This window comes from Variovorax sp. J22G73, from assembly GCF_030317035.1.
Classification (GTDB): domain Bacteria; phylum Pseudomonadota; class Gammaproteobacteria; order Burkholderiales; family Burkholderiaceae_C; genus Variovorax.
Genome location: NZ_JASZYK010000009.1, coordinates 153,056 through 166,473, shown reverse-complemented (window position 1 = coordinate 166,473; position 13,418 = coordinate 153,056). Strand labels below are relative to the sequence as shown.

Below are 13,418 nucleotides of genomic sequence, written 5' to 3'. Positions count from 1 at the left end.
CAGCGCCCTCAGCGCTTTCAGTGCCCGCGGTGGGCGGAGGGCAGCAGCGGCAAGGTCAGCGTCGCCACCGCACCGCCGCGCGACGCGTTGCCCAGTTCGATGCGACCGCGGTGCAATGCCGCGATCTCCTTCACGAACGCCAGCCCGAGCCCCGTGCTCTTCTTCTGGGTGTGCGGCCGCGCGAGCGAATAGAACTTCTGGAAGACCTTTTCCTGCGCGTACTCCGGAATGCCCGGGCCGTGGTCGCGCACGCTCACGCGCGCGAGCTTCGACGTGGTCTCCAGCGTGAGCAGCACCTCGCTGTCGCGCGGTGAAAAATCGATGGCGTTGTCCAGCAGGTTGCTGATGGCCCTGCGCAGCAGGAAGGGGTCGCCCTCGGTGCGCGCCTCGCCGCGGACGTTGACCAGCAGGCGGATGTTGCGCTTCGCCGCCGCGGGCTGCGCGCTGAGCGCGATGTCTTCGATCAGCGCGCCCAGCGCCACCGGCTCGGTGCGGTCGAGGCGGCGCCGCGTTTCCAGCGCGGTGAGCTCCATCATGCGGTCGACGATTTCCTGGATGCGCTGCGTCTCGCGCTCGATGTTCGTCAGGAAGCGCTCGCGCTCGGCGTGCGGCATCGACGGTTCCTGCAGCAGTTCGGCCGCGCCGCGGATGGCGGACAGCGGGCTCTTCACCTCGTGCGTGAAGGTCTGCACGTAGTCGGCCACGTAGTTGCGCCCGGTGAGCGCGTCGCGCATCTCGCCGAAGCCTGCGCGCACGCCGTCGACCGCGCGCCGCGCCATGCGCCCGATGCTCAGGGTGCCCACGCGGTGCTGCGCGCGCACCCAGGTCCAGTAGTCGCGGATCAGCCCGAAGGGCCGCACCAGCCACACCGAGACGATGAGCGCGAGCAGCAGCAGCGCCAGGCCCGAACCCACGCCGACCCAGATGGTGCGGGCGCGCGCGTCTTCCACGAACTGGCCGAAGCTCTGCACCGGCTTGCCCACGCTGACCATGCCGACGATCTCGTTGTTCCAGCGAATGGGCGCGCCCACGTACATCACCGAGGTGCGCGGGTCGCCGTCGACGTCGCGCGAAGTGCGCGCGCCGTACAGGCCGGCGAGCGTGCGGCTCACGTCGCTCCACTGCGAATAGTCGGCGCCCAGGTGCCTGCCGAGCGAGTCGAACATCACGCGGCCGCCGCGGTCGGTGACGTACACGCGCAGCTCCACGCGGCTCTTGTGCAGGTTGTAGATCTGCGCGGAAAACTCGCGCGCGTACACCGTGCGGAACAGCGGCTCCAGCCGCGCGGTGTTGATGGCGCCGGCGATCACGTCCTGCTCGACCAGGCTGGCCACCAGCTGCGAGGTCTCGACCAGCGATTCCTCCGCCGACTCGCGGTAGCGCGGATCGATGTCCGAGACGACGCGGTACAGCAGGAAGGCGATGCCCGCCGTGTAGATCAGCAGGATGCCGATGAAGATCCGCGTGCGCCGGGTCACGACGCCTTGGCGGGCAACTCTTCGTTCAGCGCATAGCCGGTGCCGCGCAGCGTGCGGATCGGCTCCACCTCCGGCGCGATCGCCTTGAGCTTGGCGCGCAAGGTCTTGATGTGCGCGTCGACCGTGCGGTCGAAGCTGTCGCTGGCGTCGTCCCACACGAGCTGCAGCAATTCGTCGCGCGTGAACACGCGCCCCGGGCGCTGCACCAGCAGCCTCAGCAGACCGTACTCGTAGCGCGAGAGCTCGAGCAGCCGGCCGTAGTACCGGATTTGCATTCGCTCGTTGTCGAGCAAAAACGGCATTGCAGGCACCTGGGAGGTCGCTGGAGGCGCCTGGGCTCCGGTTTGATGGGGTACCCCATGGTTCGGTGGCGAGGCCGCAGGCGAGCCGTTTGAGCCATTTGTGCTGCTTCTGGCGCTCCGCCGCAGGATCGTTCGCACCCGGGCGACCAGCTCGCGCGGCGAGAACGGCTTGGCGATGTAGTCGTCCGCCCCCAGTTCGAGGCCCACCACGCGGTCTATCTCGTCGCTGCGGGCCGTCAGGAAGACCATCGGTACCTCCGGGCCGCCCATCGCCTGGTTCAGCGCCTGGAGGCGTTTGAAGAGCTCGAACCCGTTCAGGTCGGGCAAACCGATGTCCAGGATCGCCAGCGCCGGCGGCTCCTGCGCGAACTGGGCGATGGCTTCTTCGGCCGTGGCGCACCACACCGGGATGAATCCGTCGCTTTTCAGGACGTATTGCAGCGTGTCGGCGATGCCCGACTCGTCTTCGGCAATCAGGATCCGGGGTTTGAAGCTCATTCCCCGGATTGTTACCCAGGGGAGGGCGAGGAGAGAGAACCGAGAGGACGGGGAGGAGCCGTTTCCGCCCAAGGCGCCGTGGACCGGCGCGGCCGTTCGCGGCTTTTTTTTGCGCGCAGCTTTCCCTGTTCCCTATCTTCTTATTCTTCTTATTCAAATTAGTAGTAGTAGATAAGGGCGGCACACTTCTGTGGACATGCCTGTTTTTCCGTTACGCGACAACGAGTTGTCATGCCTGCGTCACTGTGCGCAGCTGCGCTTCGGTGGTGTACCGCACAAATGAACAACATTGGGTAACCCGACCGGCCTGTGGATAAGCCATGGCTTGTGCAAAAACTGTCCCCAGAGTTGTCCTTTGACGGCCCCTGAAAAATCTGCCAAAGACGTTTTTCGGGCAGGGAAATTAATTGCTTAATTTTTGGGCAATATGTAGATTCCCCTTGCAAATCAAACACTTGCAACGCCCCTACACAGAAGTGCCAACGTTATCCACAGACTTGCTCAAGTTTTGTGGGGAGAACGCGCCGCGAAACCGCCGGGCCCTCGCGGCGACCTCAATTGGCGCTCCATATTGCGAAATGTCATCAATGACACCTTCAGAAACAAAATCGATCGTGACCCTGAGCCTGCTGGCTGCGTTTGTCGACGGCGAGAAGCACGAGCGCGAGCGCGCCGAGATCAAGCGGATCGCCGAAGGCCTCTCGCAGGCCGACGGCGTGAACCTGCCGACGCTCTACCAGGACGTGCTGATGAAGCGCGTGTCGCTGGCGTCGGTGGCCGGCGAGCTCAAAAGCCCCGAGTCGCGGCAGCTGGCCTATGAAATGGCGGTGTGCGTGTGCGATGCGGACGGCACGCAGTCGGAGGCGGAACGGCTGTTCCTGACCGACGTGCGGACCTCGCTGGGGCTGGACGCGTCGGCGGCCGGGTTTTCTCAGCAGGCGGAGGACATCGCGGCGGCGGTGCCTGGGGTGGCTTCCGCCGGTGCAGCCGGTGCGGCCGGTGCGGCCGGTGCCACTTCTGCGTCCGGCACGGCGGTGGCCACAGCCACGGGGTCGACCCCGACCGCCACGCCCGACACCGCCGAGCTCGACAAGTCGATCCTCAACGCCGCCATCCTCAACGGCGCGCTCGAGCTGCTGCCCGAGACGCTGTCGACCATGGCGATCATTCCGCTGCAGATGAAGCTGGTCTACCGCATCGGCCAGTCCTACGGCTACCAGCTCGACAGCGGCCACGTGAAAGACTTCCTGGCCACGGTCGGCGTCGGGCTGACCTCGCAGTACCTGGAGCAAGCCGGGCGCAAGCTGCTGGGCGGACTGCTCGGCAAGGTGGGCGGTAGCCTGCTGCGCGGGCTGGGCAACCAGGCGGTGAGCTCGGGGATGAGTTTTGCCTCGACCTACGCGCTGGGCCATGTGGCCAAGCGCTACTACGCGGGCGGCCGCACGCTCTCCACGCAGATGCTGAAAGAGGCGTTCTCGGGCGTGGTGAAGGAAGGGCAGAGCCTGCAGACGCAGTACCTGCCGGCCATCCAGGAAAAAGCCCGCACGCTGGACGCGGGCAAGGTTCTTTCGCTGGTGCGCGGGGCCTGAAGCCGGCCGGGCTCAAGCCCGGATCAGGCTTGGTTCAAGTCTGGATCAAGCCTGACTCAGGTCGTCCAGGATCGGGCACTCCGGCCGCGCGTCGCCGTGGCAGCAGTGCACCAGGTGGGACAGCGTGTTGCGCATCGACTGCATGTCCGCAATGCGCTGCTCCAGTTCGCCCAGGTGCTTCTGGGCGATGCGCTTCACGCTCGCGCTGGCGCGGCGGCGGTTGTTCCACAGCCCGACCAGCTCCGCGATTTCTTCCATCGAAAAGCCCAGGTCGCGCGAGCGCTTGATGAAGCGCAACGTGTGGATGTCGGCATCGCCGTACTGGCGGTAGCCGCTGTCGGTGCGCGCCACCGCCGGCAGCAGGCCCAGCCCTTCGTAGTGCCGGACCATGCGGGCCGACACGCCGGAGCGCTGCGCCGCCTCGCCGATGGCGACAAGGCCCGTCATTGAACGGCGTAGCCCGCGTTCTCGATCGCCACCACGATGTCCTGGCGCGGCTGCTCGCTCAGCACATCGACATGGCCGGTCTCGAGGTCGACCGTGACCTGGGCCTCGGGGTCCACCGTCTGCACCGCGTTTTGCACCGCGCTCACGCAGTGACCGCAGCTCATGCCTGTGACCTGGAATTTCTGGCTCATCGTTGCGACTCCTTGGATAGATGAATGGAACTGAATGAAAGGGTACGACCGGAAAGAAGACCGCAGTCTGAACCCTCTCACGATGTCAATGTCCAGCGCAGGGACAACGAAAGTTTCCGCTTGACCTTGCCATCGTGTGAAGCCTTAGCCTCGAACCCATGGAAAACCTGCAGCCCCTGCCGACATCTGCCGCCGCCACGCTCGACCTCTCGGTCGGTGGCATGACCTGCGCCTCCTGCGTCATGCGCGTGGAGCGCGCCCTGAAGAACGTGCCCGGCGTGCAGGACGTGAGCGTGAACCTGGCGACCGAGTCGGCGCGCGTGGTCACCGCGCCCGGCGAGGGTGGCGACATCGGCGTTCTGCTGCGCCGCGCCGTGCGCGCCGCCGGCTACGAGCCGCGCGCGGCGAGCACCGCGGCGGACGAGGCCGCGGCGCTGTCGCCGTGGCACGGCTTCGCGCCGGTCGCCGTCGGGCTGGCGCTGTCTATTCCCTTGCTCGCGCCCATGCTCGGCGAACCCTTCGGACACGATTGGATGCTGCCGCCCTGGGTGCAGCTGCTGCTGGCCACGCCGGTGCAGTTCTGGCTGGGCGCGCGCTTCTACCGCGCCGGCTGGCATGCGGCGAAGGCGCGCACCGGCAACATGGACCTGCTGGTCGCGCTCGGCACCAGCGCCGCCTTCGGCCTGTCGCTGTGGCTGTGGTGGCGCTCGGCCACCGGCGAGCACGCGGGCCACGGCGCCATGCCGCACCTGTACTTCGAGGCTTCGGCCGTGGTCATCACGCTGGTGCTGCTCGGCAAGTGGCTGGAGGCCCGCGCCAAGCGCCAGGCCACCTCGGCCATTCGCGCCCTGCAGCAGCTGCGGCCCGAGCTGGCCCACCTGGTCGGCGCGCGCGGCAAGGAAAGCGACGTGCCGCTGGCCGAGGTGATGGTGGGTGACCGCCTGGCGGTGCGCCCCGGCGAGCGCGTGCCGGCGGATGCGCGGGTGATCGAAGGGCAGTCGGAGGTCGACGAATCGATGCTCACCGGCGAGCCGCTGCCCGTGGCCAAGGGCCCGGGCGATGCGCTGACCGGCGGCGCCGTCAACGGCGACGGCCGCATGGTGATCGAGGTGCGCGCGGTCGGTGCCGAGAGCGTGCTGGCGCGCATCATCCGGCTGGTGGAGGACGCGCAGGCCGCCAAGGCGCCGATCCAGCGGCTGGTCGACAAGGTGGCGGCCGTGTTCGTGCCGGTGGTGCTGGTGATTGCGCTCGTCACGCTCGCCGGCTGGCTGGTGGCGGGCGCGGGCATCGAGACCGCGTTGATCCATGCGGTGGCCGTGCTCGTCATCGCCTGCCCGTGCGCGCTGGGCCTGGCCACGCCGGTCGCGGTGATGGCGGGCACGGGCGTGGCGGCGCGTCACGGCATCCTCGTGAAGGACGCGCGCGCGCTCGAAATTGCCCACCGCGTCGACACCGTCGCCTTCGACAAGACCGGCACGCTGACCATCGGCCGGCCGGTGCTCACCGCGCTGGTGCCGCTGGCCGGCGCCCAGGCTGGCGAAGACCAGCTGCTGGCCACGGCTGCGAGCCTGCAGGGCGGCAGCGAACACCCCTTGGCCAAGGCGGTGCTGGCGGCCGCGGCGCAACGCAACCTGCAGGCGCCGCCGCTGGGCGCGATGCAGGCGTGGCCCGGCCGCGGCGTGCGCGGGGACGTGGGCGGTGTCGGCGGCGTGGGCGGCGTCAACTGGGCCATCGCCAGCCTGCGCTGGTGCCGCGAGCTCGACGCCATGCCCGAAGCCGCCGACATCGACGGCCTGCAAGCGCAAGGCGCCACCGTGTCGGCGCTGCTGCGCTTCGACGAAGCGGGCACCGCGCATGCGCAGGCCTTGCTGGCCTTTGCCGACGAACCCAAGCCGCAGGCGGCGGAAGCGGTGCGCGCGCTGCGTGCGCGTGGCCTGCGCGTGGTGATGATCTCGGGCGACAACCTGCGCGCGGCGCAGGCGATGGCGCAGCGCCTGGGCATCGATGCCGGCGATGTGCGCGCCGACGTGCTGCCCGCCGACAAGGCGGCGCAGGTGAGCGCGTTGCGAAAGAACGGCCATGTCGTCGCGATGGTGGGCGACGGCGCCAACGACGCGCCCGCGCTGGCCGCGGCCGATGTCGGCATCGCCATGGCGCCTTCGGGCGGCGGCACCGACGTGGCGATGGAAGCCGCCGGCATCACGCTCATGCGAGGCGACCTCGCGCTGGTGGCGCAGGCTTTCGAGCTGTCGGCGCGCACCGTGGCCAAGATCCGGCAGAACCTGTTCTGGGCCTTTGCCTACAACGTGGCCGGCATTCCGCTCGCGGCCTTCGGGCTGCTCAGCCCGGTGGTCGCCGGCGCGGCCATGGCGCTGTCGAGCGTGAGCGTGATGGCCAACGCGCTGCTGCTGCGGCGCTGGAAGCCCTGAGGGTGTCGCGCGCGGCGGGTCAGTCGACCAGCAGCGCCATCACGTACTCGTCGATGTAGTCGGCCTCGCCGGCGCGCTTGTAGAACTTGCGTAGCGTGCCTTCGCGCTCGAAGCCCAGCTTTTCGTAGAAGCGCAGCGCGGGCGCGTTGTCGCTTTCGGCGAAGAGCTCGATGCGCTTCACGCCCGCGGCCTTGAGCGTGTCGATGGCCTCGCTCACCATCGCCAGCGCGATGCCCTGGCCGTGGAACGCGGGGTCGACGGCCAGCGTGCCGAGGCAGGCGACGTGTTGCACGCGGCCCGGGTAGCGCGTGGCGCGGTAGAAGCCGGCGACCCGGGCTTCGCGTTCGTAGATGAAGAAGGAGCCGCTGTCGAGCAGGCCCTGGTAGATGGGGCGAAAGTCTTCGAGCGGCATCGGGTCGTAGCCCAGGAAGGGAACGACCTTTTCGTGCATGTAGACGGCGAAGACGGTGTCGATGTCTTCCGGTGTGGCCAGCCTGCGCATGGTGAGAGCCTCGGAGCGATGAAGGCGCCGAGCATAGCGAGGGTCAGGTGAGCAGCAACGCCGAAAACACCAGCAGCACCAGCTGCGCGCACCAGGCCCATCGCAGCCGCAGCCGCCCGTCGAGCACCGCGCCAATGGCCCAGAACCCGCCCACCGCCAGGGCGAGCAGCGCCAGCCCGGTGTGGAACGACAGGTCGTCGGCGCGCCACAGAAAAGCCAGCGTCACCCCGACCCACGCCGCGAAGTGCAGCAACGCCGAGGCGGCCTGCGCACGTGTCAACACCGGGTCGTGGATGTGCCTGGCTTCTTCCAGCGAAAAAGGCGCTTCAGGGAACCGCGCCGCCACATCCGCCGGCCGCCACCCGGGCGGCTTGAACCACACGGCGACCTTGTCCTGCCAGCGCCGCGTGTGCCACGCGTCGCGCAGCAGCGGCACATACGGCCCGAGGATGGCGCGCATCGGGTCGAAGCTCGCCAGCGCCTTGCGCGTGCCGTACACGCAGGGTTCGGTTTCTTCGGCGAAGGTGCCGAACAGGCGGTCCCACACCACCAGCATGCCGCCGTAGTTGCGGTCCACATAGCCATCGTTCACCGCGTGGTGCACGCGGTGGTTCGACGGCGAGGAGAACACGCGGTCGAACCAGCCCAGCTTTCCAATGTGCTCGGTGTGGATCCAGAACTGGTAGACCAGCACGATCAGCCCCGCCAGCCCGAACTGCTCGGGCGGCACGCCCACCACCGCCATCGGCAAATAGAACGCCCAGCCCAGGAACGCCACGGTGCTTTCCTGCCGCAGCGCGGTGGAGAAGTTGAAGTGCTGGCTCTGGTGGTGCACCGAGTGCGCGGCCCAGAACACGGCCGACTCGTGGCCCGCGCGGTGCAGCCAGTAGTCGAAGAAGTCGAACAGCAGCACGGCCAGCACCCAGCCGAGGGCGCTGTCCCAGAAGTCGGGCCGGGTCCACACCGCGACCAGCGGATAGACCATGGCGTACAGCCCGATCTGGAACAGCTGGGTGCACACCGCCAGCGCCTGGCTCAGCAGCCCCTGGCTCAGGCTGCCGAGCGTGTCGCTGAAGCGGTAGGTGTTGCGCCGCTTGAGCCAGCCCCAGGCGAACTCGCACGCCATGAGCAGCGCGAACACGGGCACCACGAAAACGACCAGCCGATGCACCGTGTTCTTTTTTTCAGCAAGCGTTCAGTGAATCTTCAGCGTCGGCGGGTCACTGCGACGCGCGGCCGGCCACGATCACGGCATTGGTGCCGCCGAAAGCGAAGGAGTTGGACAGCGCGTAGCGCAAGCCCTTGGCCTCGCGCGCCTCGCCCTGGACAAAGTCCAGCTCGAACGCGGCGTCGGGTGCCTGCAGGTTGGCGATGGGCGGCAAGCTTTCACGTGCCAGCGCGCGCAATGCGGCGATGAGCTCGATGGCGCCGCCGCCGCCGAGCACGTGGCCGTGGATGGCCTTGGTCGCGCTGACCGGCGTGGCCTGGCCGAACACCTCGCGGATCGACGCGGCTTCCGCGGCGTCGCCGGCGGAGGTGGCGGTGCCGTGCGCGTTGATGTGGCCCACGTCCGAAGGCTCGATGCCCGCGTCGCGCAGCGCGGCGCGCATGGCGCGCACCTGGCCCGCGCTGTCGGGGTTGGTGATGTGGGTGCCGTCGCAGTTGGTGGCGTAGCCCGCGAGCACGAAGGGCGCGGCTTGCGCGCCGCGCGCGGCTGCGTGCGCTTCCGATTCGAGCACCAGCGCCGCGGCACCTTCGCCGATGGCGAAGCCCGCGCGGTCGCCCGAGAAGGGGCGGCAGGCCGAAGCGGGCGCGTCGGCCGGCGGCGGCGCCATCACGCGCATGGCGTTCCAGCTGGCCAGCACGCCGGGGGTGAGCATGGCGTCGTGCCCGCCGACGATGGCCACATCGATCCAGCCGCCGCGAATGGCGCGCATCGCCTCGCCGATGGCCACGGCCGAGGAGGCACAGGCGCAGGCGTACGCAATGGCGGCGCCGCGCGCGCCGAAGTGCAGCGCCAGCTCGGCCACGGCCGCGTTGGGCATCACGGTGAGCACGGTGGTCGGGCGCATGCGGCGCTGCTCGCCGTACAGCGCGCTGGTGGTGTTGTCGAAGGTGCCGGCACCCGCGAGGCCGCTGCCCCAGAAGATGCCCAGGCGTTCGCGGTCGAGCGTGCCGAGGTCGAGCCCGGCTTCGCCCGCCGCGTCCTGCGCGGCGGCCAGCGCCATGGCGGTGCCGCGGTCCAGCGGCAGGCGCGAGGTGCTGCGCACGCCGTTGGAGTCGAACTCGCAGGCGGCCACGGCCAGCTGCACGGTGTCCATGCCCTTGATTTCGAGCGTGTGCGAACGCACGGCCGAGCGGCCGGCGAACAGCGCGTCGTCGAAGGCTTCCACGGTGCGGCCGATGGGGGTGACAAAACCGATGCCGCTCACGCGCACCGGCGCCGAAGCAGCGCGCGCGGCCGAGGCGGCAAGTACGGCGTGGGCGGCGCCGCTGCTCATGCGGTCGCTTCGGCGGTCTGGCCCGACACGGCGGCGTCGCTGCTCTCGGCGTCGATCACTTCGCACAGGCGCTGCAGCGTGATGCCGGCTTCGCGCGGGTCGAGGCGGTCTTCGGGAATGCGCAGGTGGAAGGCGTCTTCGACGGCGAAGACGAACTCCATCAGCGCGAGCGAGTCCAGGCCCAGGTCCGACAGCGCGGTGCTCGGCGAGATGGCCGAGCGCTCGAGGCGGAAGTCGGTCGCCAGGATGGTGGCGATGCTGTTGAAGGTGGGCGAAGCGGAGGCGGAAGAAGCGGAAGACGACATGGAGATGCTTTCCTTTCAGGCGGGGTCTGTGGGGCTCAGGCGTACAGCGGATGCTCGGGCATCGTGCCATGCGCTACCGCATCGGCGAACGACACGGTTTCGCGCACGACCTGCTGGCGGTCGTTGTCGATCGTGATCATGTGGTAGCTGTTCGCGACCACCACGGTGCGGAACGCGCGGCAGCGCAGGCCGCGCGCCAGGATGTCGAGGTTGGCCACGCTGGCCACCTCGTCCTGCTGGGCATGCAATGCGAGCACGTTGGCGCATTGCACGTTGTTGAGGTTGCGCCGCACGTGGCGAATGAGCCGGTCGTGCTCGCGCAGGTGGCCCACGCCGATGACGGAGCTGCCGGCGCGCGAGACCTTGCGGTGGCGCAGCTCGCGCTCGATCCAGGCGCGCACGCGTTCGTTCTTCACGCCGTAGGGCGGGCGCTCGCGGTACTGCCACCACCGGCCCAGCGGCGTGTAGAAGGCCAGCGGCAGCAGGAACTGCGTGCGCGGAATGGCCCAGCCGTCGAAGCGCAGCGTGGTCGACATGAGCACCAGCGCATCGACGTCGTCGCCGCAGCGGATGGCCGCGCCGAGCGCGAGCGACGAGCCAGCCGAAATGCCGACCAGCATCACGCGGTCGTGCTGCGCGCGCAGCGCCTTCACCTGCGCCTGGATCGCGTCGATCCAGCGCTCGTACGGCGCCGCGTGCTGCAGGGGCGCGCCGGCATCGAACGAGTAGCCCTCGATGACCAGCGGATGCACCGAGTAGCCGCGGCTGCGCAGCGCGGACTGCACGGTCAGCAACTCGTCAGGCGTGCTGCATAAACCGTGCAGCAGGACCACCGCGGTGCGTTGCACCTCGGGTGGCACCATGCTCAACTGATCGGAGGGTTCGCGTGCACTCATCGCTTGGCGCCGGCCATGAAAGTGGCGCGTATTTCGTGTGGCTGTCGTATGCTCATGCAGCGTTTATCGCTTGGAGCGACTGACGGGCCGCTGACCCATCGCTCGCAGGGCAGCCCACCCTTAACCATTCCTTAAATACGATGCGAATTCTGCTTGTCGAAGACGACGCCGTCCTGCGTGACGTGATGGTTCGCAGCCTGGCCGACGCGGGCCACCGCGTCGATGTGTCCACCAACGTCGAGGACGCCGACCACCTGTGGCGCGTGCAACCCTTCGATGCCGTGCTGCTCGACCTCAACCTGCCGGCCACCGCCAGCCCCACCAGCGGCCTGGCCAGCGGCCTCACCGCGTTGCGCCAGGCGCGTGCGCGCGGCGACCGCACGCCGGTGCTGGTGCTCACCGCGCGCGGGCGCACCGAGGAGCGCATTGCCGGCCTCGATGCCGGTGCCGACGACTACCTGGGCAAGCCCTTCGACCTGGCCGAGGTCGAAGCGCGCCTGCGCGCGCTGGTGCGCCGCGCCAAGGGCACCGAGGACATCGTGCTGCTGGGGCAGCTGAAGCTCGACCGCAAGGCGCGGCGCTTTTCCACCGCGAGCGGCCCGCTCGACCTGCCGGCGCGCGAGTTCGAGGTGCTGTGGGAGCTCATGAGCCCGCCGGGGCGCACGGTGAGCAAGCGGGCGCTGTCCGACAAGCTCTCCAGCTTCGACGAGTCGCTGGGCGACAACGCGCTGGAGGCCTTCATCTCGCGCCTGCGCAAGAAGCTGCAGGGCACGGGCGCGGGCATTCGCACGCTGCGCGGCATCGGCTACCTGCTCGAGGCCGAGCTCTGATCCGCGCGTGACCGTACCCGCGAAAGAACGGCTGCAGGAGCCGAAGAAACCGCGACCCGCACCGTCGCTCACGCGGCGCGTGCTGCGCAACGTGCTGGTGCCGCTGGCGCTCACGTGGATGGTCGGCGCGGTCATCGCGCTGGTCATCGCCAACTACTTTTCGGAACAGGCTTTCGACCGCGGCATGCTCGACGACGCGTACGCGCTGTCGGCCAATGTGCAGGCGGGCGAGCGCGGCATCGAGCTGCTGCTCACGCCGCGCGAGGTGGCCACGGTGCTGTTCGACCAGGTCGACAAGGTGTACTTCGCGGTGCAGCGGCTCGACGGCACGCTCATTTCGGGGCAGTCGGGGCTGGAGGCGCCGCTGCCGATCGACGGCGCGCGCTACCGCTTCTCGGACATCAACTACGAAGGCAGCGTGCTGCGCGCGGTGGTGCTCGAGCACGACGCCGAGCCCGACATCAGCATGCCCTACCGCGTGATCATCGCGCAGACCACGCTGAGCCGGACCGCGCTGGTGCGCCAGCTGCTGGGCTATGCGCTGGCACCGCAGATATTGCTGCTGGTGCTGCTGGCCATCTGGCTGTGGTACGGCATTCGCAGCGACCTGCGCCCGCTGGGCGACCTGCAGCGCGCGCTCGACCGGCGCGACGTGCACGACCTGTCTCCGGTGGCCGTGGCCGAAACATCGCGCGAGCTGCAGCGCCTGGGCAACGCGGTGAACTCGCTGTTCGAGCGGCTCGGCCAGAGCGTGCAGGCGCAGCGCGAGTTCGTGGGCAACGTGGCGCACGAACTGCGCACGCCGCTCGCGGGCATTCGCGCGCTGGCCGAATACGGCCTGGCGCAGCACGACACCGCGGTGTGGCGCGAGCAGCTGGAGCGCGTGTCCGAACGCCAGGGCCGCGCGAGCCACCTGATCGACCAGCTGCTGGCGCTGGCGTTGGCCGAGGAAGCGCGCGCGAGCCTGGAGCGCGCGCCGGTGCGCCTCGACGTGCTGGCCGAGCAGACGGTGCTGCGCCACCTTGCGAAGGCCGATGCGCGCGGCGTCGACCTGGGCGCGCGCGGCCTGGACGACGGCGTGGTGGTGCTGGCCAACGAAGCGCTGGTGGAGGGCATTCTCGACAACCTGATCGACAACGCGCTGCGCTATGGCGGGCAGACCATCACGGTCGAGCTGGCGGGCCGCACGCTGAGCGTGATCGACGACGGGCCGGGCATTCCGCTGGAGGCGCAGCGCGACCTGATGCAGCGTTGGGCGCAGGGGCCCGAGGGGCAGAAGCTGGGGCAGGGCTCGGGGCTGGGGCTGTCGATCGTGTCGCGTTACGCGGAGCTGCTGGGGGCGGAACTGCGGCTGGAAGCGGCGGAGCCGACGGGGCTGCGTGTGAGCGTGGCGTTCGGCGAGGCTTAGTTCGGCGAGGCTTAGGGCCGCTCAGCGCGGCCTTGTGTCTTG

General features: G+C 69.2%; 13 protein-coding genes. 4 read left to right on the top strand and 9 right to left on the bottom strand.

Features of this window, described 5'->3' with window-relative positions:
* Positions 1–17 precede the first annotated feature (17 nt).
* Entirely contained in the window at positions 18–1,478 is a 1,461-nt protein-coding gene (creC, locus tag QTI51_RS27830; protein WP_116911738.1) for a two-component system sensor histidine kinase CreC, read from the bottom strand.
* The gene (gene creB / locus QTI51_RS27825; RefSeq protein WP_116911739.1) at positions 1,475–2,278 is read right to left on the bottom strand and encodes a two-component system response regulator CreB; all 804 of its coding nucleotides are present in this window, start codon (positions 2,276–2,278) and stop codon (positions 1,475–1,477) included. The genes creC and creB overlap by 4 nt, the downstream gene beginning before the upstream one ends.
* 587 nt (positions 2,279–2,865) lie before the next feature.
* Between creB and QTI51_RS27820 the strand changes: the two genes are divergently transcribed.
* Positions 2,866–3,867, top strand: coding sequence for a YcjF family protein (locus QTI51_RS27820; protein WP_286516859.1), 1,002 nt, complete (start codon positions 2,866–2,868; stop codon positions 3,865–3,867).
* Positions 3,868–3,912: 45 nt separating this feature from the next.
* Here QTI51_RS27820 and cueR read toward each other — a convergent pair whose 3' ends face one another.
* Both cueR and QTI51_RS27810 read right to left on the bottom strand, forming a co-directional pair.
* Positions 3,913–4,314, bottom strand: a complete 402-nt coding sequence (cueR, locus tag QTI51_RS27815; protein ID WP_116911741.1) for a Cu(I)-responsive transcriptional regulator — start codon at positions 4,312–4,314, stop codon at positions 3,913–3,915.
* Complete coding sequence (locus QTI51_RS27810) at positions 4,311–4,505, bottom strand: heavy-metal-associated domain-containing protein (protein ID WP_116911742.1); 195 nt, start codon at positions 4,503–4,505, stop codon at positions 4,311–4,313. Before QTI51_RS27810 ends, cueR begins: the two co-directional genes overlap by 4 nt.
* A gap of 158 nt (positions 4,506–4,663) precedes the next feature.
* Between QTI51_RS27810 and QTI51_RS27805 the strand changes: the two genes are divergently transcribed.
* Positions 4,664–6,934, top strand: a complete 2,271-nt coding sequence (locus QTI51_RS27805) for a heavy metal translocating P-type ATPase (RefSeq protein ID WP_116911743.1) — start codon at positions 4,664–4,666, stop codon at positions 6,932–6,934.
* Positions 6,935–6,953: 19 nt separating this feature from the next.
* Here the strand turns inward: QTI51_RS27805 and QTI51_RS27800 are convergent, their stop codons facing one another.
* Genes QTI51_RS27800 through QTI51_RS27780 form a run of 5 tightly spaced genes read right to left on the bottom strand, consistent with a single transcriptional unit; the run spans position 6,954 to position 11,138 of the window.
* Positions 6,954–7,436: a GNAT family N-acetyltransferase gene (locus tag QTI51_RS27800; RefSeq protein ID WP_116911744.1), complete on the bottom strand. Its 483-nt coding sequence runs from the start codon at positions 7,434–7,436 to the stop codon at positions 6,954–6,956.
* Positions 7,437–7,479: 43 nt separating this feature from the next.
* Positions 7,480–8,607 (bottom strand): sterol desaturase family protein, encoded by a 1,128-nt coding sequence (locus QTI51_RS27795; protein WP_116911745.1) that lies wholly within the window; start codon positions 8,605–8,607, stop codon positions 7,480–7,482.
* Positions 8,608–8,656: 49 nt separating this feature from the next.
* On the bottom strand, positions 8,657–9,937 hold the full coding sequence (locus QTI51_RS27790) for a beta-ketoacyl-[acyl-carrier-protein] synthase family protein (RefSeq protein WP_116911746.1): 1,281 nt from the start codon (positions 9,935–9,937) through the stop codon (positions 8,657–8,659).
* Positions 9,934–10,242 carry a phosphopantetheine-binding protein gene (locus QTI51_RS27785; RefSeq protein WP_116911747.1) on the bottom strand — a complete coding sequence of 103 codons (309 nt, stop codon included), beginning with the start codon at positions 10,240–10,242 and terminating at the stop codon, positions 9,934–9,936. The genes QTI51_RS27790 and QTI51_RS27785 overlap by 4 nt, the downstream gene beginning before the upstream one ends.
* Positions 10,243–10,277: 35 nt before the next feature.
* Positions 10,278–11,138: an alpha/beta hydrolase gene (locus tag QTI51_RS27780; RefSeq protein ID WP_116911748.1), complete on the bottom strand. Its 861-nt coding sequence runs from the start codon at positions 11,136–11,138 to the stop codon at positions 10,278–10,280.
* Positions 11,139–11,278: 140 nt separating this feature from the next.
* Here QTI51_RS27780 and QTI51_RS27775 point away from each other — a divergent pair, with 140 nt between their 5' ends.
* Both QTI51_RS27775 and QTI51_RS27770 read left to right on the top strand, forming a co-directional pair.
* Positions 11,279–11,968 carry a response regulator transcription factor gene (locus tag QTI51_RS27775; RefSeq protein ID WP_116911749.1) on the top strand — a complete coding sequence of 230 codons (690 nt, stop codon included), beginning with the start codon at positions 11,279–11,281 and terminating at the stop codon, positions 11,966–11,968.
* 7 nt (positions 11,969–11,975) lie between these two features.
* Positions 11,976–13,376, top strand: a complete 1,401-nt coding sequence (locus QTI51_RS27770; RefSeq protein ID WP_286516856.1) for a sensor histidine kinase — start codon at positions 11,976–11,978, stop codon at positions 13,374–13,376.
* Positions 13,377–13,418: the final 42 nt, after the last annotated feature.

What these genes read in the sequence shown, in the direction of transcription:
- cueR (WP_116911741.1), bottom strand. Translation starts at nt 4,314, where the DNA reads ATGACGGGCCTTGTCGCCATCGGCGAGGCGGCGCAGCGCTCCGGCGTG.
- creB (WP_116911739.1), bottom strand. Translation starts at nt 2,278, where the DNA reads ATGAGCTTCAAACCCCGGATCCTGATTGCCGAAGACGAGTCGGGCATC.
- QTI51_RS27800 (WP_116911744.1), bottom strand. Translation starts at nt 7,436, where the DNA reads ATGCGCAGGCTGGCCACACCGGAAGACATCGACACCGTCTTCGCCGTC.
- QTI51_RS27780 (WP_116911748.1), bottom strand. Translation starts at nt 11,138, where the DNA reads ATGAGTGCACGCGAACCCTCCGATCAGTTGAGCATGGTGCCACCCGAG.
- QTI51_RS27805 (WP_116911743.1), top strand. Translation starts at nt 4,664, where the DNA reads ATGGAAAACCTGCAGCCCCTGCCGACATCTGCCGCCGCCACGCTCGAC.
- QTI51_RS27785 (WP_116911747.1), bottom strand. Translation starts at nt 10,242, where the DNA reads ATGTCGTCTTCCGCTTCTTCCGCCTCCGCTTCGCCCACCTTCAACAGC.
- QTI51_RS27775 (WP_116911749.1), top strand. Translation starts at nt 11,279, where the DNA reads ATGCGAATTCTGCTTGTCGAAGACGACGCCGTCCTGCGTGACGTGATG.
- QTI51_RS27790 (WP_116911746.1), bottom strand. Translation starts at nt 9,937, where the DNA reads ATGAGCAGCGGCGCCGCCCACGCCGTACTTGCCGCCTCGGCCGCGCGC.
- QTI51_RS27810 (WP_116911742.1), bottom strand. Translation starts at nt 4,505, where the DNA reads ATGAGCCAGAAATTCCAGGTCACAGGCATGAGCTGCGGTCACTGCGTG.
- QTI51_RS27820 (WP_286516859.1), top strand. Translation starts at nt 2,866, where the DNA reads ATGACACCTTCAGAAACAAAATCGATCGTGACCCTGAGCCTGCTGGCT.